This window comes from Methylobacterium sp. FW306-05-D, from assembly GCF_058782155.1.
Genome location: NZ_JBYSXL010000006.1, coordinates 52,478 through 75,968 on the forward strand (window position 1 = coordinate 52,478; position 23,491 = coordinate 75,968).

Annotated in this window: 16 protein-coding genes; 5 read left to right on the forward strand and 11 right to left on the reverse strand. The window is 70.4% G+C overall.

The window, feature by feature from the left end; genetic code table 11:
* Positions 1-172: 172 nt before the first annotated feature.
* From AC3WLN_RS04270 to AC3WLN_RS04305, 8 genes are all read right to left on the reverse strand, one after another.
* Positions 173-1,774, reverse strand: a complete 1,602-nt coding sequence (locus AC3WLN_RS04270) for a sulfite reductase subunit alpha (protein WP_492479780.1) — start codon at positions 1,772-1,774, stop codon at positions 173-175.
* Positions 1,771-3,561, reverse strand: a complete 1,791-nt coding sequence (locus AC3WLN_RS04275) for a NirA family protein (protein WP_492479782.1) — start codon at positions 3,559-3,561, stop codon at positions 1,771-1,773. The genes AC3WLN_RS04270 and AC3WLN_RS04275 overlap by 4 nt, the downstream gene beginning before the upstream one ends.
* 11 nt (positions 3,562-3,572) lie before the next feature.
* Positions 3,573-4,793, reverse strand: a complete 1,221-nt coding sequence (locus AC3WLN_RS04280; protein WP_492479784.1) for an NAD(P)/FAD-dependent oxidoreductase — start codon at positions 4,791-4,793, stop codon at positions 3,573-3,575.
* A gap of 17 nt (positions 4,794-4,810) precedes the next feature.
* Positions 4,811-5,605 carry an ABC transporter ATP-binding protein gene (locus tag AC3WLN_RS04285; protein WP_463777510.1) on the reverse strand — a complete coding sequence of 265 codons (795 nt, stop codon included), beginning with the start codon at positions 5,603-5,605 and terminating at the stop codon, positions 4,811-4,813.
* Positions 5,606-5,617: 12 nt separating this feature from the next.
* Positions 5,618-6,484, reverse strand: a complete 867-nt coding sequence (gene ntrB, locus AC3WLN_RS04290) for a nitrate ABC transporter permease (RefSeq protein ID WP_492479786.1) — start codon at positions 6,482-6,484, stop codon at positions 5,618-5,620.
* A complete protein-coding gene (locus AC3WLN_RS04295; protein ID WP_492479788.1) occupies positions 6,484-7,773 on the reverse strand; it encodes a CmpA/NrtA family ABC transporter substrate-binding protein in 1,290 nt (429 codons plus the stop codon). Before AC3WLN_RS04295 ends, ntrB begins: the two co-directional genes overlap by 1 nt.
* Positions 7,774-8,185: 412 nt before the next feature.
* A complete protein-coding gene (locus AC3WLN_RS04300) occupies positions 8,186-9,202 on the reverse strand; it encodes a CmpA/NrtA family ABC transporter substrate-binding protein (protein ID WP_492479790.1) in 1,017 nt (338 codons plus the stop codon).
* 13 nt (positions 9,203-9,215) lie between these two features.
* Positions 9,216-9,803 carry an ANTAR domain-containing response regulator gene (locus tag AC3WLN_RS04305; RefSeq protein WP_492479792.1) on the reverse strand — a complete coding sequence of 196 codons (588 nt, stop codon included), beginning with the start codon at positions 9,801-9,803 and terminating at the stop codon, positions 9,216-9,218.
* Between the two features lie 254 nt (positions 9,804-10,057).
* On the opposite strand from AC3WLN_RS04305, the gene AC3WLN_RS04310 reads away from it, so the two are divergent.
* The 4 genes from AC3WLN_RS04310 to AC3WLN_RS04325 all read left to right on the forward strand — a co-directional run bounded on the left by AC3WLN_RS04310 (position 10,058) and on the right by AC3WLN_RS04325 (position 17,786).
* Positions 10,058-10,678, forward strand: coding sequence for a hypothetical protein (locus AC3WLN_RS04310; RefSeq protein ID WP_492479794.1), 621 nt, complete (start codon positions 10,058-10,060; stop codon positions 10,676-10,678).
* Between the two features lie 145 nt (positions 10,679-10,823).
* Complete coding sequence (locus AC3WLN_RS04315; protein ID WP_492479796.1) at positions 10,824-12,728, forward strand: glycoside hydrolase family 15 protein; 1,905 nt, start codon at positions 10,824-10,826, stop codon at positions 12,726-12,728.
* Between the two features lie 51 nt (positions 12,729-12,779).
* The gene (tkt, locus tag AC3WLN_RS04320; RefSeq protein WP_492479798.1) at positions 12,780-14,855 is read left to right on the forward strand and encodes a transketolase; all 2,076 of its coding nucleotides are present in this window, start codon (positions 12,780-12,782) and stop codon (positions 14,853-14,855) included.
* A gap of 108 nt (positions 14,856-14,963) precedes the next feature.
* The gene (locus AC3WLN_RS04325) at positions 14,964-17,786 is read left to right on the forward strand and encodes a bifunctional transaldolase/phosoglucose isomerase (protein WP_492479800.1); all 2,823 of its coding nucleotides are present in this window, start codon (positions 14,964-14,966) and stop codon (positions 17,784-17,786) included.
* A gap of 139 nt (positions 17,787-17,925) precedes the next feature.
* Here the strand turns inward: AC3WLN_RS04325 and AC3WLN_RS04330 are convergent, their stop codons facing one another.
* Entirely contained in the window at positions 17,926-19,371 is a 1,446-nt protein-coding gene (locus AC3WLN_RS04330; RefSeq protein WP_492479802.1) for a helix-turn-helix transcriptional regulator, read from the reverse strand.
* 199 nt (positions 19,372-19,570) lie between these two features.
* Between AC3WLN_RS04330 and AC3WLN_RS04335 the strand changes: the two genes are divergently transcribed.
* A complete protein-coding gene (locus AC3WLN_RS04335) occupies positions 19,571-21,016 on the forward strand; it encodes an acetamidase/formamidase family protein (RefSeq protein WP_492479804.1) in 1,446 nt (481 codons plus the stop codon).
* A gap of 537 nt (positions 21,017-21,553) precedes the next feature.
* On the opposite strand, the gene AC3WLN_RS04340 is transcribed toward AC3WLN_RS04335, so the two are convergent.
* Together AC3WLN_RS04340 and ppx are read right to left on the reverse strand one after the other, a co-directional pair.
* A complete protein-coding gene (locus tag AC3WLN_RS04340; RefSeq protein ID WP_463777477.1) occupies positions 21,554-21,877 on the reverse strand; it encodes a hypothetical protein in 324 nt (107 codons plus the stop codon).
* A 52-nt stretch (positions 21,878-21,929) separates the two neighbouring features.
* Positions 21,930-23,477, reverse strand: a complete 1,548-nt coding sequence (ppx, locus tag AC3WLN_RS04345) for an exopolyphosphatase (protein ID WP_492479806.1) — start codon at positions 23,475-23,477, stop codon at positions 21,930-21,932.
* Positions 23,478-23,491 lie beyond the last annotated feature (14 nt).

Here is a 23,491-nt window from a genome sequence, read left to right on the forward strand (position 1 = left end):
GAGACGGGCCGAGGCGGACCGCCGACCCTCCCCCCTCTGCGGGAGAGGGTGCCTGCGGAGCAGGCGGGAGAGGGGCCCGCGCGACCAATTCGGAAAGGGCGGTGCTCTCCTCTCCCGACCCGCATGCGCGGGCCACCCTCCCCCGCAGAGGGGGGAGGGGCGAGGCGGCGCGCTAGTACACGTCGGCCTGGTAGCGCCCGGTCTTCTTCAGGTGGGCCAGGTAGGCCACGGCCTCGTCGGGGTTCTTGCCCCCGTGCGTGCCGGCGACGTCGATGATCGCCCGCTCCACGTCCTTGGCCATGCGCTTGGCATCGCCGCAGACGTAGAAATGCGCGCCGCCCTCGAGCCAGGTCCACAGCTCCGCGCCGGTCTCCCGCATGCGGTCCTGGACGTAGGTCTTCTCGGCGCCGTCGCGGGACCAGGCCAGCGACAGCCGCGTGAGCACCTTCTTGTCCTTCAGGGCGTTCAGCTCGTCCTTGTAGAAGAAGTCGGAGGCCTGTTTCTGGTGGCCGTAGAACAGCCAGTTCCGGCCCGGCGCCTGCGTCGCGTCGCGCTCGCGCAGGAAGGCGCGGAACGGCGCGATGCCGGTGCCGGGACCCACCATGATGACGTCCTTCGCGAGGTCCTCCGGCAGGGCGAACCCGTGCGCCTTCTGCAGGTAGACCTTGACCTTCATGCCCTCGGGCATCCGCTCGCCGAGATGGGTCGAGGCGACGCCGAGGCGCAGGCGCGAGCGGTGGCTGTAGCGCACCGCGTCGACGGTGAGCGAGACCCGGCCCGGATCGGCCTTCGGCGAGGACGAGATCGAGTAGAGCCGCGGCTGCAGCTCGTCCAGCGCCTCCAGGAACACCTCGGCATCGGGGCGCGCGCCGGGGAACTTGTGCAGCGCGCCGAGCACGTCGAGATGGGCGGCGTCGCCGTCCGGGTCCTCGCCGGCGGCCAGCGCCTGCGCCTTCCGGCGCGCCTCCCCCGCGGTGAGGAGGGAGAGGAGCTGGTAGAGCCCGTCCGGCGCTCCGCCCAGGGCGTAATCGGTCAGAAGCCGGTCGCGCAGGGTCTTGCCGCCGATCCTGCGCTCGGGCCGTGCGCCGAGCTCGGCGATGACCGCGTCGACCAGGGCCGGGGCATTGGTGGGGAACAGCCCGAGGGAATCGCCGACCACGTAGTCGATCGGCGTGTCCGTCAGGTCGATCTCGATGTGCCAAGTCTCCTTCTCGCCCCCCGGCGCGTTGAGGCGCGTGCGGGAGACGAAGGTCGCCTCCACGGGGTTCTCGCGACAGAAGCCCAGCGGCCCGAGTTCGGGGGCGGCCTTGGGCGCGGAATCCTCGGACGCCTTCGGGGCTCCGCCGCCGGCGGCGCCGAATTCCTCCTCGAGCTTCTTCAGCATCCGGAGCGTGTCCTTGCCGCCCGGCTGGCACAGGTTCAGGCGCTCCTCGTTCTTGAGGAAGATCGCGTTGGCGTAGTCGGCGCAGTTGTAGCCGCACTGGCCGCAATCCTGCTGCGCCATGGCGGCCATCAGCTTCTGCGGCTCGGGCCGCTCCTTGGCCATCTCCATGCGCTCGGGCAGAGGCAGCGAGGGATCGTGCCAGGGCGCGTCGTCGTTGTCGGCGAGCCGCACGCCGCCGGCCGGCGCGTCGCCGGGAGCCAGCGCCGTGGCGCCCTCGACGGCGGGGCCCAGCAGCGCCGCGAAGTAACCCGAGAGCCAGGCGCGCTGGTCCGGATCGAAGGGGGCGGTCTCGGGGATGAGGACCAGGGGGGGCGTGACGTGCTCGCTCATGCGGCGGCCTTCAGGACGGGTTGCTCTTCGGCGATGTTGCGCAGGGATTCGGGTCCGGTGCGGGCGGTGAAGGCCTGGAAGCTCTCGTCCGGGCCGGTGCGCCGGGCGAGGTAGCTGCGCAGCAGGGCCTCGATGCGGGCCGGGCAATCCTCGGCCCTAACGGCCTTCCAGATCTCGGTGCCGATCTTCGGGGAATCGCCGAAGCCGCCGCCGACGACGATGTCGTAGCCCTCGACGGTGTCGCCCTCCTCCGAGACCACGACCTTGGCCCCGATCAGCCCGATATCGCCGATGTAGTGCTGGGCGCAGGAGTGATGGCAGCCGGTGAGATGGACGTTCACCGGCACGTCGAGCTCCGTCAGATGGGCCTCGATGTAGTCGGCGATGACCAGGGCGTGGCCCTTGGTGTCGGAGGCGGCGAACTTGCAGCCGCGATTGCCCGTGCAGGCGACGAGGCCGGCGCGGATGCTGGAGGCCTCCGTGGTGAGCCCGAGCGCCGCGACCCGCGCCTGGACCTCGGCCACCTTCGCGTCGGGCACGCCGGAGAACAGGAAGTTCTGCCAGACGGTCATGCGGATGGCGCCGTCGCCGCACTCGGCGGCGATCTTGGCCAGGGCGCGCATCTGGTCGGTGGTCATCTTGCCGACGGGCAGGATCACGCCGATCCAGTTCAGGCCCTCCTGGACCTGACGGTGCACGCCCACATGGGCGAAGCGGTCCATCGGCCCGCGCGGGGCGATGTGGGCCGGGTCGACCCGGTCGAGCGTGGTCCCCAGCACCTCCTCGACGGCGGCGAGGTACTTGTCGAAGCCCCAGGCGTCGAGGACGTACTTCATCCGGCTCTTGTTGCGGTTGGTGCGGTCACCGTTCTTGATGAAGACCCGCAGGATGGCGTCGGCGACCTTGTTGCAATCCCCAGGCTTCAGCACGACGCCGGTGTCGCGGGCGAGATCGCGGTGGCCGGAGATGCCGCCCAGCACGAGGCGCATCCACACGCCCGGCTCCACGGCGGCGCCGTCGAGGACGCGGACCGCCTGGAAGCCGATGTCGTTGGTCTCCTCCAGCACCGGCATCACGCCGCCGCCGTCGAAGGCGACGTTGAACTTGCGCGGCAGGCCGAAGAGCGAGCGGTCGTTGAGGATGTGGTTGTGCCAGGATTTGGCCAGGGGCCGCGTGTCGAGAAGCTCCTGGGCATCGATGCCGGCCACCGGCGAGCCGGTGACGTTGCGGATGTTGTCGGCGCCCGCACCCCGGGCGGTGAGGCCGAGATCGATCAGCCCGTCGAGGAAGGGCTGGCCGTGCTCCGGGGTGATCTCGCGGACCTGCAGGTTGGCCCGGGTGGTGACGTGGGCATAGCCGCCGCCATGCGCATCGGCCAGATCCGCGATGCCGGCGAACTGCCAGTGGTGCAGGATGCCGTTGGGGATGCGCAGGCGGCACATGTAGGAGTTCTGGGCCGGGGCCACCCAGAACAGGCCGTGATAGCGCCAGCGGAAGTTGTCCTCGGGCTTGGGCGCCTTGCCCGTGGCGGCCTCGGCGATGAGCCGGTTGTGGCCGTCGAAGGGGTTCTCGGCGCGCTTCCACTTCTCCTGCTCGCAGAGCTTGCCGCCGGCCTTCACCGTGGCGTCCTGCGCCTTGATGTGGATCGCGTCGGGGCCGGTCGGCTCGGCCGGCGGGGCGGAGGCGCCCGGCCCGAGGGCCAGGCCGCCGGTCAGCCGGGCGGCACTGATGCCGGAGGCGAAGCCTTCCAGATAGCGCTTCTGCTCGGCGTTGAATGCGTCGGCCATGGCTAGGCTCCTCACGCTGCGAGGGGTTGGGAGACGGGCGCGGGGCGCCCGAACAGGAGGTCGTCGCGGTGATCGGCGATGGAGCCACCGGTGCGGATGAGCTCCTTGCACCAGCCCTGCTCGGCGATGTCGCCGACGAAGACCGCGCCGATGAGCCGGTCTTCGGCGACGACGAGCTTGCGGTAGAGGCCGAGGCCGGGGTCCGACATCAGCACGGTCTCGGCCCCCTCCGGCGCCTCGATCTGGCCGGCGGAGAACACCGGCAGCCCCGAGACCTTCAGGCTGGTGGAGAGGGCGGTGCCGAGGTAGCTCGCCTCCTCGCCGACGAGGTGGCGGCTCAAGGCCTCGGCCTGCTCGTAGGCAGGCTCGACGAGGCCGTAGACCTGGCCCCGATGCTCCGCGCACTCGCCGAGCGCGTAGATGCGGGCATCGGAGGATTGCATCCGGTCGTCGACCGTGATGCCGCGCGCGGTCTCGATCCCGGCGTCCCGGGCCAGCGCCACGTTGGGACGCACGCCGACCGACATCACCACCAGGTCCGCCGGCAGGACCGTGCCGTCGGCCAGGACCAGGCGCTCGACCCGGCCGTCGCCCTCGACCGACGCGGTGTCGGCCTTGAGCAGCACCCTGACGCCGCGGGCCTCCATGGCCCGCTTCACCAGCCCGGCGGCGGCGTGGTCGAGCTGGCGCTCCATCAGCCGGTCCATGACGTGCAGGAGCGTGGTGTCGACGCCGAGCCGGGCAAGGCCGACGGCGGCCTCCAGGCCGAGGAGGCCGCCGCCGATCACGATGGCCCGGGCGTGCGCCACCGCCGCCCTGCGGATGGCGGCGACGTCGGCGAGGTCGCGGAAGGTCAGCACGCCGGGCAGGTCCATGCCGGGCTTGGGCAGGCGGATCGGCAGGGAGCCCACCGCGAGGACGAGCTTGTCGAAGGGCAGGACGTGGGCCTCCCCCACCATCACCAGGCCGTTCTCGCGGTCGATCTCGGTGACCGGCGCGCCGGTGATGAGCCGGATGCCGTGATCCGCGTACCAGTCGAGGCCGCGGAAGGCGCAGGCGCCCTCGTCGACTTCGCCGCCGAGCAGGGACGAGAGCAGCACGCGGTTATAGGCCGCCTGCGGCTCGGCCCCGACGACGGTGACGTCGTACAGGCCCGGCGCCCGCTCGGTGAGGCGTTCCAGGAAGCGCAACGACGCCATGCCGTTGCCGATCACCACCAGCCGTTCCCGCATCGTCCGAGACCCGTCCCTCAGGCCGCGATGGCGGGCTTGGCGTGGCGCGCGTAGAGGAATTCGAGCACCTCGGCGCGGGCGTGGGTGTAGGTGGCGTCCTCCACGAGATCGAGGCGGCGGCGCGGGCGCTCGAGGTCGACCCGCAGGATCTCGCCGACGGTCGCGGAGGGGCCGTTGGTCATCATCACGATGCGGTCGGAGAGGAGCACCGCCTCGTCGACGTCGTGGGTGATCATGATCACGGCGTTCTTCAGCCGGGCATGGATGTCCATGAGCGAGTCCTGGAGATGGGCGCGGGTGAGGGCGTCCAGCGCCCCGAAGGGCTCGTCGAGGAGCAGCACTTTCGGCTCCATCGCCAGGGCCCGCGCGATGCCCACGCGCTGCTTCATGCCGCCCGAGATCTCGCTCGGGCGCCGGTCGGCGGCGTGGGTCATGTTCACCAGCGACAGGTTGTGGTCGATCCAGGCATTGCGCTCGGCCCTCGACTTCTTGCCCTTGAAGACCTTGTCGACGGCGAGCGCCACGTTCTCGCGCACGGTGAGCCAGGGCAGGAGCGAGTGGTTCTGGAACACCACGGCGCGGTCGGGCCCGGGACTGTTCACCTCCTTGCCCTCGAGCAGCACCCCGCCGGTGGAGGCCTTGAGCAGGCCGGCCACGATGTTGAGCACCGTCGACTTGCCGCAGCCCGAATGCCCGATCAGCGAGACGAACTCGCCCTTGTCGATCTTCACGCTGACGTCGCGCAGGACCTCGTTGGTCCGGCCCGAGCGGGTGAAGCTGATGCCGACGTTCTCGATGCTGAGATAGCTCATGGGACTGTCTCCTCAGGCCGTCGCGGTGCCGCGGGTGACCAGGGTGCCGACGAAGGCGACGAAGCGGTCGAGGATGAAGCCGATGATGCCGACATAGACGAGGGCGACGATGATCTCGGAGATGTGGGAGGAGTTCCACGCATCCCAGATGAAGAAGCCGATGCCGACGCCGCCGATGAGCATCTCGGCCGCCACGATGGCGAGCCAGGACAGGCCGACGCCGATGCGCAGGCCGGTGAAGATGTAGGGGGCCGCCGAGGGCAGCATGATCTTGGAAAAGAACTCCAGCGGGTTGAGGCGCAGCACCGCCGCCACGTTGCGGTAATCCTGCGGGATGTTTCGGATGCCCACCGCCGTGTTGATGATGATCGGCCAGATCGAGGTGATGAAGATCACGAAGATCGCGGAGGGCTGGCCGTCCCGGAAGGCGGCGAGCGAGAGCGGCAGCCAGGCCAGCGGCGGGATCGTGCGCAGCACCTGGAAGATCGGGTCGAGGCCGCGCATGGCCCATTCCGACTGGCCGATCAGGGTGCCGGTGAGGATGCCGGCGACGGTGGCCAGGGCGAAGCCGAGGGCCACGCGCTGGATGCTGGCGGCGATGTGCCAGAACAGGCCCTTGTCGGTGCCGCCGTTGTCGTAGAACGGGTGGGCGATGATGTCCCAGGCCTCGGTGACGACCCGCGAGGGCGGCGGCAGGCCGGCGCCCGGGCGCGAGCACAGCATCTCCCAGATCACCAGGAAGGCGATCAGCACCACGACCGGCGGGATCAGGTTCTTGGCGATGGTGTTCAGGGTGGCCATCGTGACGAGGGGCGCCCGCTTCGGCTTGGCCGGCGCGGCGGCGGCCGGGCTGGCCGCCAGGGTGGTGGTGTTGGCCATCACGCGATCCTCTTGATGCCGAGGCTGGACAGGTAGGCGGCCGGATCGGCCGGATCGAAGACCTTGCCGTCGAAGAAGGTCTCCTTGCCGCGCGAGGTCGAGGCCGGGATCGCCGTGACGCCGAGGGCCTTCGCCGCCTCGCGCCAGAGGTCCTCGCGGTTCACCTTGGCGACGAGGGCCTTGGTGTCGGTCTGCGCGTCGAACTTGCCCCAGCGGATGTCCTCGGTGAGGAACCAGAGGTCGTGGGACTGGTAGGGATAGGAGGCGTTGTCGTTCCAGAACTTCATCACGAGGGGGCTGTTCTCGACCACGCGGCCGTCGCCGTAGTCGATCGTGCCCTTGATGCGGCCGGCGACGTCCGAGACCGGGACGTTCATCCACTGACGCTTGGCCGCGATGGCGGCGACCTCGTCCTTGTTCTCGGGCTTGTCGCACCATTGCTGGGCCTCGAGCACGGCCATCAGCAGCGCCCTGGTGGCGTTCGGGTATTTCTCCGTGAAGGAGGCCCGCATGGCGAAGGCCTTCTCGGGATGGTCCTTCCAGAGTTCGCCGGTGGTGAGCGCGGTGTAGCCGAGGCCCTGCTGCACGAGCTGGGCGTTCCAGGGCTCGCCCACGCAGAAGCAGTCCATCGTGCCGACCTTCATGTTCGCCACCATCTGGGGCGGCGGCACGACGATGGTCTCGATGTCCTTGTCCGGGTCGATGCCGCCGGCGGCCATCCAGTAGCGGATCCAGAGGTCGTGGGTGCCGCCCGGGAAGGTCATGGCCGCCTTCACCGACTTTCCGGCGGCCTTCTTCTTCTCGATCGCCGCCTTGAACACCTTCGCGTCGAGGGCGACCTTCTGGTCGAGATACTCCTTGGCCACCGAGATGCACTGGCCGTTGGTGTTGAGCCGGGCCAGGATGTGCATCGGTACGGGCACGTTGTTCTGCGTCACCCGGCCGGCCGAGATGAGATAGGGCATCGGCGTCAGGATGTGGGCGCCGTCGATGCCGTTGCCCTCGGAGCCGAGCACGAGGTTGTCGCGGGTGGTGCCCCAGGACGCCTGCTTGAGGACCTCCACGTCGGGCATGCCGTGCTTGGCGAAGAAGCCCTTCTCCTTGGCCACGAAGAGCGGGCTCGCATCGGTCAGGGCGATGAAGCCGAGCTTGGCCCCCTTCACCTCGGGGCCGGCGCCCTGCGCGAAGGCTCCGCCCGGCAGCGCGGTGCGGGCGAGCGCCGCCAGGGACAGCGTCGCGGCGGCACCCTTCAGCAGATCACGGCGGTTGTTGCGGAAACCGTCAGTCATCGAACCCGACATCCTCGAAAGCAATGGGCATCCGTCAAAGAAAAAACCGCCGACCAAGCACATCCATCGAACGCAAGATCTGCGTTCCGTGGGGGACTCGGGTCAGCGGCTCTGCCGACGGATAAGGCTCGTCATCGTTGGCGAGCCCTCCGACATCTGCACGGGGCGTGCCAAGTCGGGTCGGCTCACGGGGCCGGGGCGGTGCGGGCGATGTCGGAATCGTTCCAAGGTCTTCGAGGCGCAGCCGTTTGTCGAGAATGCCTCACCGTCCGAGCCCGCCCCCGGAGCCGGACGAGGCCGCGCCGGTCGCACCGGTCGGATGCGCTGACCCCGATGTCTGCCTCGCCGCGCGCCACCCGCCGCACTGCACAATTCACAGGCAGTTTGCCGGTACGGGCGGCAGCGTCCCGGCTCAGGCGCCGACCGCTCCGGCGTACAGGTCGGTCCGGTAGATCGCGCGGGCGCGGGCGGACAGGGTCGGGGTGGGGACGATCTGGCCGGCGGCGGCCATGCGGTCGAGAAGCCAATCCGCCTGCTCGGGCCGCGGCCGTTCGGCCCCCGCTCCGAACACCACGAACTGCTCCGCCCGCCGCTCGGTCCCGTCCGGGTCGATCACCACGGTGCCGGCCAAGGCCCGGTGGACGAGGCCCGGGTCGATGCCGAGATGGCTCGGATGGGCGAGCAGGCTCGCCAGTTCGTGTCGATTCTCGGGGGCGGCGCACCAGTGCCCCGCCCGCCGCACCGCCCGGACCAGGGCCGCGCAGGTCTCCGCCGCATAGGCCGGCAGGGCCAGCACCTTTTCCGGGCAGTTCGGCGCCAGCTCGCAGCCGAGGGCGATGATGCGGCCGTAGCCCTCGGCCACCGCGACGCTGTTCCAGGGGCTGCCGACGCAGAACCCGTCGATCTGACCCGATTGCAGGGCCTCGGCGATCCAGGGCGGGGGGATGACCACCAGCCGGGTCGCGGCGTCGAGGTCGAGGCCGCCGCGGGCGGCGAACATCCGGAGCTGGTAGGTATGGCAGGAGAAGGGGTGCACGGTGCCCAGGGTCAGGGGCCGGCCCTGCGCGGCCCGCCCGCGTGCGATGCGGGAAAACGCCTGCGCGATCGTGTCGAGGTCCTCGGCCTCCGGCGCCATCTCGGCCCAGAGCGGGCGCGAGACCGTGACCGCGTTGCCGTTGAGGCTGAGCCCCAGGGGCACCACGAGGTCGGTCTCGGGACCGCTGATTCCCAGCGCGCTGGCGATGGCGAGGGGCGCGAGCATGTGGGCCCCGTCGAGGTGGCCCAGCGCCAGCTTGTCCCGGAGCGTCGCCCAGGAGGGCTCGCTGACGAGGTCCACCGCCAGGCCCTCGGCGGCGGTGAAGCCGCCCTCCACGGCGGCGATCAGGGGCGCCGCGTCGATGAGCGGCACGTATCCGAGGGCGAGTCTCATCGGGGCGGGCCTCTCATCCCAGGAGGTCCGCCGCCGTCACGATGGCGCGGGCGATGTCGGCGATCTTCCGCTTCTCGTTCATGGCCTTGCGCCGCATCGTCCGGTAGGCTTCCTCCTCCGAGAGGCCCTTGGCGGTCATGAGGATGCCCTTGGCCCGCTCGATCAGCTTGCGGTCGGCGAGTTCGCCCCGCGCCTCGGACAGTTCGCGCTGCAGCCGCGCGAAGGCGTTGAAGCGCAGGATCGCCACGTCGAGGATCGAGCGGATGCGCTGCGGCTGCAGGCCGTCGACCACGTAGGCGGAAATGCCCGCATCCATCGCCGCCTGCATCATGGGCACGTCCGAGCGGTCGACGAACATCGCCACCGGCCGCTCCACGTGCCGGGACAGGCCCGACATCTGCTCCAGGATGTCCCGGCTCGGGCTTTCGAGATGAATCACGACCACGTCCGGGTTCAGCGCGGCCACCCGGGCGGACAGGTCGGGGGTGTCGGGCAGAACCACGACGCGGGTCGAGCCCGCCGCCGTGAGCCCCTCCTCGAGGATCGCGGCGCGCGCCCGGCTCGGATCGATCACGGCGACGGTCAGGGTCGGCTCGGTCATCGGGATCTGAGGGTGGGTCGGGATGGAGGAAGGGGTTCGGTTCGCAGCCGTTGGCTGGGGACTGCCATGGTCCGTCGGCGGAGAACAGGAAAACCTGCGCGATGACCCGACGGGTGAGGGCCCGGCACGCAAGCGGCGTGCCCGAACGACCGTTACCATCGCGAGAGGAAACAGCCCAGGTTCTGCCGCAAACGGGCCGGCTAATGCCGTCGGCCATCGAACCGATCGCCGAATCGCACAGCGAGGTGACCCGGATGTCAGCGTGCACGCCCCCCGCTCCCTCGGCGTTCGACACGGGCACCGCGCGCGGCGTCACCCCGCCCCTCCTGCCCACCCTGCTGATGGCGGTGATCCTCGGCGCCGCCTCTTATCTCTGTCACGAGCCGGGTCACGAGCCGGCGGCCGTGGCGCCGAAAGCCTCGGCTCCGGCGACGGCGGTCGCGACCGCTCCCCAGGCGGTGGCGGCGACGCCCCACATCCCCGCACCCCTCGCCTTCCAGACCCAGTTCCCGATGGGGGCGCTCGCTCAGGCCGAACCCGCTCCCACGGCGGTCCACAAGGCACTTCCTCGGACGGCGGCGCGCGCCGCGCCGCGCCGGCTCGACGCGGCGCGCGTCGCCGGCAAGGCACCCGCGGCCACGGCCACGGACAAGCCGCTGCCCTTCATGCCGGTGGCCGAGGCCGATGGGACGGTCGCCGCCGCGGAGGACGGCCTCCTGCCCGAGGTCGCCCTGCCCTTCGCACCGACGATCCGGGCCGTGACCCGGGCGGGCGCCGCGGCCGGTGCCTTCGTGGGCGCCGGCGGAGCGGCGATCGGGGCCGAGACCGCCACCCTCGGGGCCGCCGTGTCCGGCTGGGTCGAGCGCCTGCGCTGAGGCCGGGCGCCGTTTCGGGCGGCAGACACGCGGCAATTGCCGCGCCGACCCTGGACCCTGCCCGGTTCGGGGACTAGGTGGACGCCAGCGATGATGCACCGCCGCGCGCCGCGTGACGGTCGGCTGCGCGGACACGAGGACCTGGATGGCCGGACGGATCGAGGATTATGCGCTCGTCGGCGATGGCCGGACCGCTGCGCTGATCGCCCGCGACGGCAGCGTCGACTGGCTCTGCTGGCCCCGCTTCGATTCCGCCGCCTGCTTCGCCGCCCTGCTCGGCACCGAGGACCACGGCTATTGGAAGCTCGGCCCCGCCGAGCCCGCCACCACCACCCGGCAGTACCGCGAGGGCAGCCTCGTCCTGGAGACCCGGCACGAGACCGCCGGCGGCGCCGTGCGGGTGACCGACTACATGCCCGCCAACGACGGCGCGCACCTCGTCCGGATCGTCGAGGGGCTCGAGGGCGCGGTGCCCATGCGGATGCGCCTGCGCGTGCGCTTCGATTACGGGCTCGCCGTGCCGTGGGTCTCGCACAACGAACTCGGCGATCTGCGCGCGATCTCGGGGCCGCACAAGGTGGTGCTGCGCACCCTCGTGCCGACGTTCGGCCAGGACCAGACCACCGTCTCGGAATTCACGGTCGAGGCTGGCCAGAGCGTGGCCTTCACCCTGAGCTACGGCGCCTCCCACGAGGATGACCCGGCGCCGATCCAGCCCCGCAAGGTGCTGTTCGAGACCGACCGCTACTGGCGCGACTGGTCGGGCCGGGCCGCCTCCGGCACCCCCTGGGATGCAATCCTGAAGCGGTCGCTGCTCACCCTGAAGGCGCTGATCTACCAGCCCACCGGCGGCATCGTCGCGGCGCCCACCACCTCCCTGCCGGAGGATCTCGGTGGCGTGCGCAACTGGGATTACCGGTTCTGCTGGCTGCGCGATTCCACCTTCACCCTCATCGCCCTGATGGATGGCGGCTACCTCGACGAGGCGCGCGCCTGGCGCGACTGGCTGGTGCGCGCGGTCGCGGGCAATCCGGAGCAGGCCCACATCCTCTACGGCATCGCCGGGGAGCGCATGCTGCCCGAGATCGAGCTCGACTGGCTCCCCGGCTACGAGAACTCGAAGCCCGTGCGCATCGGCAACGCGGCGGTGGAGCAGTTCCAGCTCGACGTCTACGGCGAGATCTTCGACGCCCTCTACCAGGCGCGCCAGCGCGGTCTCCAGGGCGACGCGGACGGCTGGCGGGTGGGCGAGGCGCTGCTGCGCCATCTCGAGAAGGTCTGGTGCACCCCGGACGAGGGCATCTGGGAGGTGCGCGGCGGTCGCCGGCACTTCGTGCATTCGAAGGTGATGGCCTGGGTCGCCTTCGACCGGGCCATCCGCTCCTTCGAGGAGGCGGAAGGGCACGAGCAGGATGAGATCCGCGCCACCGGCGTGAACCACCGGCCGAGCCGAGCCCGCGACGTGCCGGTGGGGCGCTGGCGCGAGATCCGCGACCAGATCCACGCCGAGGTCTGTGCCAAGGGCTTCGATCCCGAGCTGAACAGCTTCGTGCAGTCCTACGGTTCGAAGCGTCTCGACGCGAGCCTGCTGCTGATCGCCCATATGGGCTTCCTGCCCCAGGACGATCCCCGCGTGGTCGGCACCGTCGACGCCATCGGCCGCACCCTGATGCGCGACGGCTTCGTGCTGCGCTACGACACCGAGAACCAGACCACCGACGGGCTGCCCGGCGACGAGGGCGCGTTCCTGCCCTGCTCGTTCTGGTACGCCGACAACCTCATCGGCCTCGGCCGCTGCGAGGAGGCGCGTGCGCTGATCGAGCGGCTGATCGGCGTTTGCAACGATGTCGGATTGGTGGCGGAGGAGTATGATGTGAAGGCACGGAGGCTCGTGGGCAATTTCCCGCAGGCCTTCAGCCACGTCACGCTGGTGAACACCATTCTCAACTACAGCCGGGCCAAGGGGCCGGCCAAGGAGCGGAGCAGCGGCTCCGCGGATGCCGGATCCCCGGGGGCGGCCATGGCCGCGCCCCAACGGCGCGACGCCTGAGCGTTCGGAACGCGGTCGGCGAACAAGCCCAGAAACGAAGGACGACGAGCAATGAGCGGAGCAGACACCAAGCCGAACGCGGCCCTGAGCGAGATCGACAAGCTCAGCATCGACACGCTCCGGACGCTCGCCATCGACGCGGTCCAGAAGGCCAATTCCGGCCATGCCGGCGCCCCGATGGCGCTGGCGCCGGTGGCCTACACCCTGTGGAACCGCTACCTGCGCTACGACCCGGCGCATCCGCACTGGCCGAACCGCGACCGCTTCGTGCTCTCCGCCGGCCACGCCTCGATGCTGCTCTACGGGCTGATCCATCTCGCCGGCGTCGCCGAGAAGGATAGCGGCAACGCGCCCGCGCTGACCATCGACGACCTCAAGAACTTCCGCCAGCTCGACAGCCGGACCCCGGGCCATCCCGAGTACCACTTCACCACCGGCGTCGAGACCACCACCGGCCCGCTGGGCCAGGGCGTCGCGAACTCCGTCGGCATGGCGATGGGCGGCCGCTTCCTCGGCGAGCGCCTGAACCGGCCGGACCTGCCGCTGTTCGACTACAACGTCTACGCGATCTGCTCGGACGGCGACCTGATGGAGGGCGTCGCCGCGGAGGCCGCCTCCATCGCCGGGCACCTGCGCCTGTCGAACCTGTGCTGGATCTACGACAACAACACCATCACCATCGAGGGCCACACCGAGCTCGCCTTCTCGGAGGAGGTCGCGGCCCGCTTCCTCGCCTATGGCTGGCAGGTCCTGCGCGTGGCCGACGCCAACGACGTCCACGCGATCGCGTCCGCCCTCGAGACCTTCCTCCAGTCCGGCGACCGCCCGACGCTGATCGTCGTCAACTCGATCATCGGCTACGGCGCCCCCAAGAAGCAGAACACCGCCAAGGCCCACTCGGACGCGCTGGGCGAGGACGAGGTCAAGGGCGCCAAGCGCGCCTATGGCTGGCCCGAGGACGCCCAGTTCCTGGTGCCGGACGGCGTCTACGACAATTTTCGCGACGGCATCGGCCGGCGCGGCGCCGAGCTCTACGCCACCTGGGAAGGCTTCTTCCACGAAGCCAAGGCTTCCGATCCGGAGCATGCCGAGGAACTCGCCGCCTACCTCGAAGGCCGGCTGCCGGAGGGCTGGGACCGGGACATCCCGGTCTTCGCGCCTGACGCCAAGGGCCTCGCCACCCGCGAATCCTCCGGCAAGGTGCTGAACGCCATCGCGCAGCACGTGCCGTTCATGCTCGGCGGCTCGGCCGACCTCGCGCCCTCCAACAAGACCAACCTCACCTTCGAGGGGGCCGGCTCGCTCACCCCCTTCGAGCCGGGCGGCCGCAACATCCATTTCGGGGTGCGCGAGCACGCGATGGGCTCCATCGTGAACGGCCTCGGCCTCGTGGGCCTGCGGGCCTACGGCGCCACCTTCCTGGTCTTCGCCGATTACATGCGCCCGCCGATCCGCCTCGCGGCGCTCATGGAGGTGCCGGTCTTCCACGTCTTCACGCACGATTCGATCGGCGTCGGCGAGGACGGCCCGACCCACCAGCCGGTGGAGCAGCTTCTCACCCTGCGGGCGATCCCCGGCCTCGTGACCCTGCGCCCGGCGGATGCCAACGAGGTCGCGGAGGCCTACCGGGTGATCCTGGGCCTGAAGGACCAGCCGGCGGTGCTGGCGCTCTCCCGCCAGCCCCTGCCGACCCTGGATCGCTCGAAATACGCCCCCGCCTCCGGCACCGCCCAGGGCGCGTACGTGCTCGCCGATTGCGCGGGCACGCCGGAAGTGATCCTCATCGGCACGGGCTCGGAGGTCCAGCTCTGCGTCTCGGCCTACGAGGCCCTGACCGCCGAGGGCGTGAAGGCCCGCGTCGTCTCGATGCCCTCCTGGGACCTGTTCGAGCGCCAGGACGAGGCCTACCGCAACAGCGTGCTGATCCCGGATGTGCTGGCCCGGGTCGCCGTCGAGCAGGGCTCGGTCATCGGCTGGGACCGCTACGCGGGCTCGGCCGGCACGATCATCGGCATGCACACCTTCGGCTCCTCGGCCCCGATCAAGGACCTGCAGACGAAGTTCGGCTTCACCCCCGAGAAGGTGCTCCAGGCCGCCCGCGACCAGATCGCCCGGCATCGAAACTAGGGCTGCACGAACGTGGTCGCCTCTCCCGTCATGGGGAGAGGGCACAACCGGTGATATCTATCGGCGACGCGGCTCCAGGCCCGGCGCCCGGACGACGAGGAGTTTTCCATGAACCCGCTCAAGGCTCTCTTCCCCGAACAGGGTCAGGCCGTGTGGCTCGATTTCGTCGCCCGGGGCTTCGTCGCGCAGGGCAAGCTCAAGGCCCTGGTGGACGAGGACGGCCTGCGCGGCGTCACCTCGAACCCCTCGATCTTCGAGAAGGCTATCGGCGGCTCCTCGGAATACGACGACGCCCTGAAGGCCGTGATGGACACGGGCGATGCCCGCGTCATCGACCTCTACGAGGGCTGCGCGGTGGCCGACATCCAGGCCGCCGCCGACGTGCTGCGCCCGGTCTACGATGAGAGCGACGGCGCCGACGGCTATGTCAGCCTCGAAGTCTCGCCCTACCTCGCCCTCGACACCGGGGAGACCCTGGCGGAGGCCCGCCGCCTGCACCAGCTGGTGGCCCGCGACAACCTCATGGTGAAGGTGCCGGCCACCCGCGAGGCCATCCCGGCGATCCAGGCCCTGACCGCCGACGGCATCAGCATCAACGTCACCCTGCTGTTCTCGGTCGGGACCTACGAGGCGGTGGCCCGGGCCTTCATCGCCGGGCTGGAGGCCTTCGCCGCCAAGGGCGGGGACGTCTCGAAGGTCGCCAGCGTGGCGAGCTTCTTCATCAGCCGCATCGACGTGGCCGTCGACAAGGCCCTCGACGAGAAGGGCGGCTTCGACGACCTCAAGGGCAAGGTCGCCATCGCCAACGCCAAGCTCGCCTACCAGCGCTACAAGGCCATCCATGCCGAGCCGGCCTGGCAGGCGCTTGCCGCGAAGGGCGCCAAGGCGCAGCGGCTGCTCTGGGCCTCCACGGGCGTCAAGAACAAGGCCTATTCGGACGTGCTCTACGTCGAGGAGCTGATCGGCCCCGACACCGTCAACACCATGCCGCCGGCCACCATGGACGCGTTCCGCGATCACGGGACCGTCAAGGCCGCCATCGAGAGCGACGTCGCGGGCGCGCAGGCCGTGATGGCGCGCCTCGCCGAGGCCGGCATCGACATCGAGACGGTCGGCGACACCCTGGTCGAGGAGGGCGTTCAGCTCTTCATCGACGCCGCCGACAAGCTCCTCGGCGTAGTGGCGAGCAAGCGGATCGACTTCCTCGGGCCGAAGCTCGATGGGCAGACCCTCGTGCTCGGCGAGACGCTCGGCGCCGCCGCCAAGAAGGCGGTCGAGGAGTGGCGCGCGTCCGGCAAGATCCGCCGGCTCTGGGCCCACGACAAGACCGTCTGGAGCGGGGCCGACGAGGACCGCTGGCTCGGCTGGCTGCGCATCGTCGAGGACGAACGCGAGCACGTCGCCGATTACGAGGCCTTCGCCGAGGAGGTGCGAGCCGGCGGCTTCAGCGACGTCGTCGTGCTCGGCATGGGCGGGTCGAGCCTCGGCCCGGAGGTGCTCGCCGAGACCTACGGCAGCCGCGAGGGCTTCCCCGCCCTGCGCATCCTCGATTCCACCGATCCCGATCAGGTCCGCGAGACGGAAGCCGCGATCAGCCTGCCGACCACTTTGTTCATCGTGGCGAGCAAGTCGGGCTCGACCCTCGAGCCCAACGTCTTCCGCGATTACTTCCTCGGCCGGATGAAGGAGGTCGTGGGGAGCGAGAAGGCCGGCGCCCACTTCGTCGCCGTCACCGACCCGGGCTCGGCCATGGAGAAGGCCGCGAAGGCCGACAACTTCCGGCGGATCTTCTACGGCGTCCCGCAGATCGGCGGACGCTACTCCGTGCTCTCGGCCTTCGGCCTCGTGCCGGCGGCGGCCTCGGGCATCGACGTGAAGACCTTCCTCGACACCGCCCGCACCATGGTCCGCTCCTGCGGCCCGGCCGTGCCGCCCGCCCAGAACCCGGGCGTGCTCCTCGGCACCGCCCTGGGCGCGGCCGCGCTCACCGCCGGCCGCGACAAGGTCACGATCGTCGCCTCGCCGGGCATCGACACCTTCGGCGCCTGGGCCGAGCAGCTCATCGCCGAATCCACCGGCAAGGCGGGCAAGGGCCTGATCCCCATCGACGGCGAGCCGGTCGACGTGCCGGCCGTCTATGGCCGCGACCGCTTCTTCGTCTACCTGCGCCTCGACGGGCGTGCCGATCCCCACCAGGACGAGGCCGTGCGCAACCTCGAGCGCGAGGGGCATCCGGTGGCGCACATCACCCTGGCCAACGAGGAGCAGCTCCCGCAGGAGTTCTTCCGCTTCGAGATCGCCACGGCGGTGGCGGGCGCGATGCTCGGCATCAATCCCTTCGACCAGCCCGACGTCGAGGCGAGCAAGATCGAGACGAAGAAGCTGTTCGATGCGGCCGAGAAGAGCGGCTCCCTGCCGGGCGAGACCCCGATCTTCGCCGACGAGACGATCGCCCTCTACGCGGATGCGGGCAATGCCGGCGCTCTGCCGCAGGCCGTCGAAGGGTTGGAGGCGGCCCTCGCCGCCCATCTCGCCCGGGCGAAGGACGGCGACTACGTGGCGCTGCTGGCCTACGTGGCCCGCAATCCCGGTCACCAGGCGATCCTGCAGGAGGCCCGGGTGGCGCTGCGCGACACGCGCCGCCTCGCGACCTGCCTCGAATTCGGGCCGCGCTTCCTGCACTCCACCGGTCAGGCCTACAAGGGCGGTCCCGATACCGGCGTCTTCCTGCAGATCACCGCAGACCCGTCGGCCGATCTCGCGATCCCCGGCCGCAGCCTCGGCTTCGGCACGGTGGTGGCGGCCCAGGCCCGGGGCGACTTCGCGGTCCTGGCCGAGCGCCGGCGCCGGGCCCTGCGCGTGCACATCAGGGGCGGCCAGGTCGAGGCCGGTCTGAAGCGCATCGCCGCGGCGATCCGGGCGGCGCTGTAGGGTCGGACGGCGGGCTCACCGGCAGCCGAATGAACCCGCAGATCAATGAAGACCCGGCCGTTTCCAGGAGGGAGCGGGCGGGTCTTCGGCGTTCGGGCGGTCCAGGCCGCGCGCGATCAGGTGCGGAGGACCCGTTGGCCTACGACGCGAAGCCGTTGTCCCGGCCCCAGATGATCGCCTCGCCACGGCGGTGGATGCCGAGCTTGCGGTAGAGCGCGGCCGCGTGATTGCGCACGGTGTTGGGGGTCAGGCCGAGGCGCTTGGCGATGGCGCCGTCGCCGAGGCCCTGGCAGATCAGGCGAAGCACCTCCGCCTCGCGTCGCGTCAGATCGGGCCTGGCCGGCGCGGGGTCCGACGCGCGCGATTGGCGCAGGTTGCCGAGCTTCTCGATCAGGCCCCGGCTGAACCAGGAGGTGTCGGCCATCACGGTCTCGATCGCGTCGAACAATTCCCGCTCGGAACGCTTGCGGTCGCTGATGTCCTGCAGCACGGCGAGGAGGCAAACCTCCTCGCCGATGGTGACGCTCTCGGCCGAGACGAGGCAGTCGAGGTCGACGCCGTCGTGGCGGCGCAGGCAGGCCTCGAAGCCGAGGACGCTTCCCTGTACGGCGAGTTCGGCTCCGAAGCGTTCGCGCTGGACGCGATCGGCCCACAGGCCGATCGCGTCCAGCGCCTGGCCGATCACGGCGTCCTCCTCGTGGCCGAAGGTCCGGCTGAAGGCCTGGTTGATCCCGAGAACCGCGAGGCCGTCGGCCCGGCACAGCAGCGTCGGCACGGGGGTCAGGCGGAAGGCTGTGGCGAAGCGCTCCTCACTGTGGCGCAGGGCCGTCTCCGCCTTCTTGCGCAGCTCGAGATCGGCGAAGGTGAAGAGCATGCAGGGCTCGTCGCCCATGTCGATGGGCTGGCCGGCCACGATGACGAAGCGGGTGCCGCCGTCCGGCAGGCGCAGGCAGGCCTCCATCTGCGGGATCGTCTCGCCGGCATTGAGGCGGGCGATGGCGAGGTCCCGGCTGCGGGCCTCGTTCAGCACGTCGATCTCGTAGACGCTGCGCCCGATCACATCGGCGCTGCGGTAGCCCGTCATCTCCAGGAAGCCGAGATTGACCTTCACGTGGCGCAGGTCCGACAGGCGGCAGATCACGGCTGGTGCCGGGTTGGCGCTGAAGGTCTTCTCGAAGCGCTCCTCGGCCTCGAATTGCGACGTGACGTCGGCCAGGATCAGCACGAGGCAGTCGGGCGCGCCGGCCGCGTCGGTGATGACGAGGCTGCGCACGCGCTGGGTCGCGTTGAAATCGGGTCGGTCCGTGCGCCGGACGTTGACGATGACCTCGTCGAAGGTCTCGCCGGCCAGGACCCGCTCGATCGGCGTGCGGGTGATGACGTGGTTGTTGCGGTAGCGCAGGACGAACGTGTCTCGGAACGTCGAGACGGTCCCGCCCAGTTCGGCGAGGTCGGTGGCCCCGTGCATCGCCAGGGCCGCCGCGTTGGCCCAGGTGATGCGCTGATCGGGCTCGATGAGGATGACGCCCTCGGAGAGGCCGGCGATGATCTGGTGCAGCTGAGATCGGTCGACACCCGTCGTCAAAGGTTCTGGCATCCTGCGTACGGAGCGGCGCGCGCGATCGGCGGCGCCTGGGTGCGTCGGCGCCCCTGTGCGAACGAAGCTGTTCCCCAGGATTCAAACGCGGGAGCCCGCGACTCGTTGCCGATTCGGCCCCGCCGGGGAAGCGTGGCCGCTGCTTTGCATGCAATATTCCTGCTCATTTCGTAAGCGGGAGGTTGCGATGTGCCAGGGTGACGATCCGAGTTGCGGCCATTTCGCGGAGCATCGCCGCCGCTTCCTGCGAGACCTCGCGCCGGAGCGGCGGGCCTTCCTGAAGAGCGGCTTCGTTGCCTCGGGCGGGGCGGCGGCCCTGATGGCCGGCGGCCTCACCCTGCCGGGGCCGGCCCTCGCCGAGGTGAGCGCGAAGCGAGCCCTGAAGCAGACGGCGCATTACCACCTGCCCGCCACCGCCGAGACGGTGCACTGGGGCTATTTCAGCCGCAGTCTCAAACCTCAGGTCGAGATCGAGTCCGGCGACTACGTCACCATCGAGACCCTGACCCACCACGCCAACGACGACGCCGAGCGCATGGTCACGGGCGATCCCGGTGCGGAGAGCGTCTTCCTCTGGACCAAGGACAAGAAGGGCGTCGCCCGGCGCGGGGCCGGGCCGGAGGACACCAAGTTCGGACCCGGCGGCGGCCTCGGCGTGCACATCTGCACCGGCCCGGTTGCGATCCGGGGCGCCGAGCCCGGCGACGTCCTGGAGGTGCGCATCCTCGACGTGGCGCCTCGCCCCTGCGCCAACCCGGCCTTCAAGGGCCGCACCTTCGGCAGCAACGCCGCCGCCAACTGGGGCTATCACTACAAGGACATGATCACTGGTGATCGGCCGCGCGAGGTGGTGACGATCTACGAGGTCGACGCCACGGGGGCCCGCGATTGGGCCCAGGCGGTCTACAGCTTCCGTTGGCCCGGCGTGACCGACCCCGCCGGAATCGACCACCCCACCATCGACTATCCGGGCCTGCCGGTGGACCACGCCAGGACGACGCGCAATTTCGACGTGCTCAAGGGCTTCCGGGTGCCGATCCGCCCGCATTTCGGCACCATGGGCCTGGCGCCCAAGGAGGCCGAGATGGTGAACTCCATCCCGCCGAGCTATACCGGCGGCAACATCGACAACTGGCGCATCGGCAAGGGCGCGACCCTGTACTATCCCGTCGCCGTGCCGGGAGCCCTGTTCTCGGTGGGCGACCCGCATGCGAGCCAGGGGGATTCCGAGCTCTGCGGCACCGCCATCGAGTGCTCGCTCACCGGCACCTTCCAGTTCATCCTGCACAAGAAGGCGGATCTTCCGGGTACGGCCCTCGAGACCCTCGATTTCCCGATGATCGAGACGGCCGAGGATTGGGTGCTCTCGGGTTTCAGCTACCCGAACTACCTCGCCGATCTCGGGCCCGACGCGCAGAACGCGATCTTCGCCAAATCCTCCATCGATCTCGCCATGCGCGATGCCTTCCGCAAGATGCGGCAGTTTCTGATGCACGGGCATGGGCTGACCGAGGACGAGGCGATCTCGCTGATGTCCATCGCGGTGGATTTCGGCATCACCCAGGTGGTCGACGGGAACTGGGGCGTCCATGCCATCGTGAAGAAGGCGATCTTCCCGGTGCGGACGACCTGATCCGCTTGCATCGCCCCCGTCAGAGGCGACCGACGCGCAGCGCCAGCGGCCAGCGGATGGCTCGCTGCGCGTCGGGCTCACCCCAGGCCGCCGCCAGGACTTTCCCCGAACGCCACGATCGGCGCTGGCCTCCGGCAGACCGATCCGCTCGGCGGGAGCGGTGCCGTAGGCGACGCGGGCATGCGGAGTCGCGTGGGCGATCTGCTGGCGCTCGCATCGGTGGCGACAACGCGCGCGAACCGATCGGTGAGCGGGACGGAAAGCTGGCCGGTGCCGCAGAGGCGCCGTCGAGAGCCAAGGCGTGCCCCGGCGCGGCCTCCGCGAGGGCGTCGACCAGAGCGCCCGCGGGTAGGTCGGCCGGTGCGCCGCATATCCGGCCGCATGGGTCGAGACATGATCCTTGAAGGTCGTCACCGGCGACGGGCCCCTCGTGATCGAGGCACCCGGCGGAGCGAGGACGACGCGCCACGAGCCCAAGGCCTTCCGGGTCGGTGCCCGGACGACAGGGGCTCGGGGCGTCGGCCTCGATTCGAGGCCTCAGCAGCTCAGGCGGCGTCCTTCGCGACGGCCGAAGACCCGGTAGTGCGCGGCGCCGGATTCCATCTGGCCGCGGTTCACCGCCCGGCGGACATCCGGGTTGCAGCGCAGGTATTCCGCCTCGTCGAAGCCGTAGTCGCGCCGGCCGCGGCCGCGATCCCGGAAGTCGTCGTCGCGATCGCGATATCCGTCGCCCCTGCCGCGGTAGCCGTCGTCGCGGCCGCGATAGCCGTCGTCGTATCCGCGGTAGGGCTGGGCGAGGACAGGGCTCACCGAGCCGAGGATCGTCAGCCCCAGAACCGCTGCTGCACAGAGTGACTTCATGTCCAAGTTTCTCCTTACCGGACGCGGAAAACGGTTGCGCTTGCGTTTTGGTTCAATCCGCCTCGACGATCCGGCCCTCGAGTCCGAACAGGCGACCGAGGCCGCGCACCCGGTTGAGGATTCGGTCTCCGGGCAGGGCGCTCTGATCCGCCGGCAGGGTCAGCGTCACCCGGCCGTCCGCGATGGTGACGGGACTGCGGCCGAGGGCGCCCGCCATTCCGGCCGAGAGCGGGAAAGCGAGGCGCAGCAGGGCTCCGAGCAGGCGGGCGCGCTCGAACAGGCGAGGCCCGGCGAGGTTGCGCAGCATCGGGCTCGCCTTCTCGGGTGCGATGCCCTCGTGACGGAAGTAGATGGCGAGGGCGAGATAAGCCCGGCCCGGGTGGTCGATGCCGACGAAGGCCGCGTGGGTGATGACGTTGACGCTCTGCTCGCCCCGGTAGTCCGGATGGGCCCGCCAGCCGATATCGGACAGGAAACACGCCGCGTGGCGCAGGCGCCGCTCGTCGGCGGTCTCCGGCTGTTCGAGGCTGGCGATGAAGCGGTCGCTCCAGGCGATGAGGTCGCCGGCATGGCCAGGCGAGCGGGCGCGCAGCGCATTCAACTCGGCCGCCGCCGCGAGCAGGGGGTCGGCGAGACGGGCGTCGCGGTCGAGCTGCTCGTAGAGCAGGCCTTCGCGCACGCCGCTGGCCGAGATCGCGAGCTCCCGCGGGCGGCCGATGCGGATGATCTCCTCCAGCACCACCGCACCGTAGGCCAGCAACGGCCGGCGGGCCTCAGAAACGCTCTCCACATCCTGCAGCAGGGCGGCGTCGGTGCGCTCCACCACTTCGAGGAAGTTCAACTCGTCCGAGGGCTCGACGCTGTAGCCGTGCATGACGTGGAGCGGATAGCCCCGGGCCGACTGGTGCAGGCGGGCGAGCGCACGCCAGGTGCCGCCCACCGCGTAGAAGCTGCGTCCGCGCAGGGTCTCCAGCTGCGGCGCGGCCTTCTTCAGGTTCTCTCGGACGATCTTGAGCGCCCTCTTGACCGAGCCCCCGGACAGGTCCTGGAGGGCGAGGCCGCCGAGCGGCATGGTCACGCCCATGCCGACCGTGGCGCCGCGCACGTCCACGAGCTCGAGGGAGCCTCCGCCGAGGTCGCCGACGACCCCGTCGGGGGCATGGAAGCCCGAGATGACGCCGAGCGCCGAGAGCTCGGCCTCGCGCCGGCCGGAGAGCAGCTCGATGCGCTGGCCGCAGGCGGCCTCCGCGGCCGCGAGGAATTCCCGGCCGTTCTCGGCGTCGCGCGCGGCGGCGGTCGCCAGCACGAAGATCCGCGAGACCCGCATGGTGTCGCACAGCACCTGGAAGCGCGCGAGCGCCACGAGCGCGCGGCGCACCGCCTCCTCGTTGAGGCGGCCCGTGGAGAGCACGTTCCGGCCGAGGCCGCACAGCACCTTCTCGTTGTAGAGCGGCGTCGGCGCCCGGGTGAGGCCGTCATAGGCGACGAGCCGCACCGAATTCGAGCCGATGTCGATGATCGCCACCGGCGCGATGTGGTCCCCGGCCCCCGGCAAGGGGTTCCCCTGGAAGGGCCCGGGGCGGGCTGGGTCGAGGCCCATGCGGGCTCCTCTGG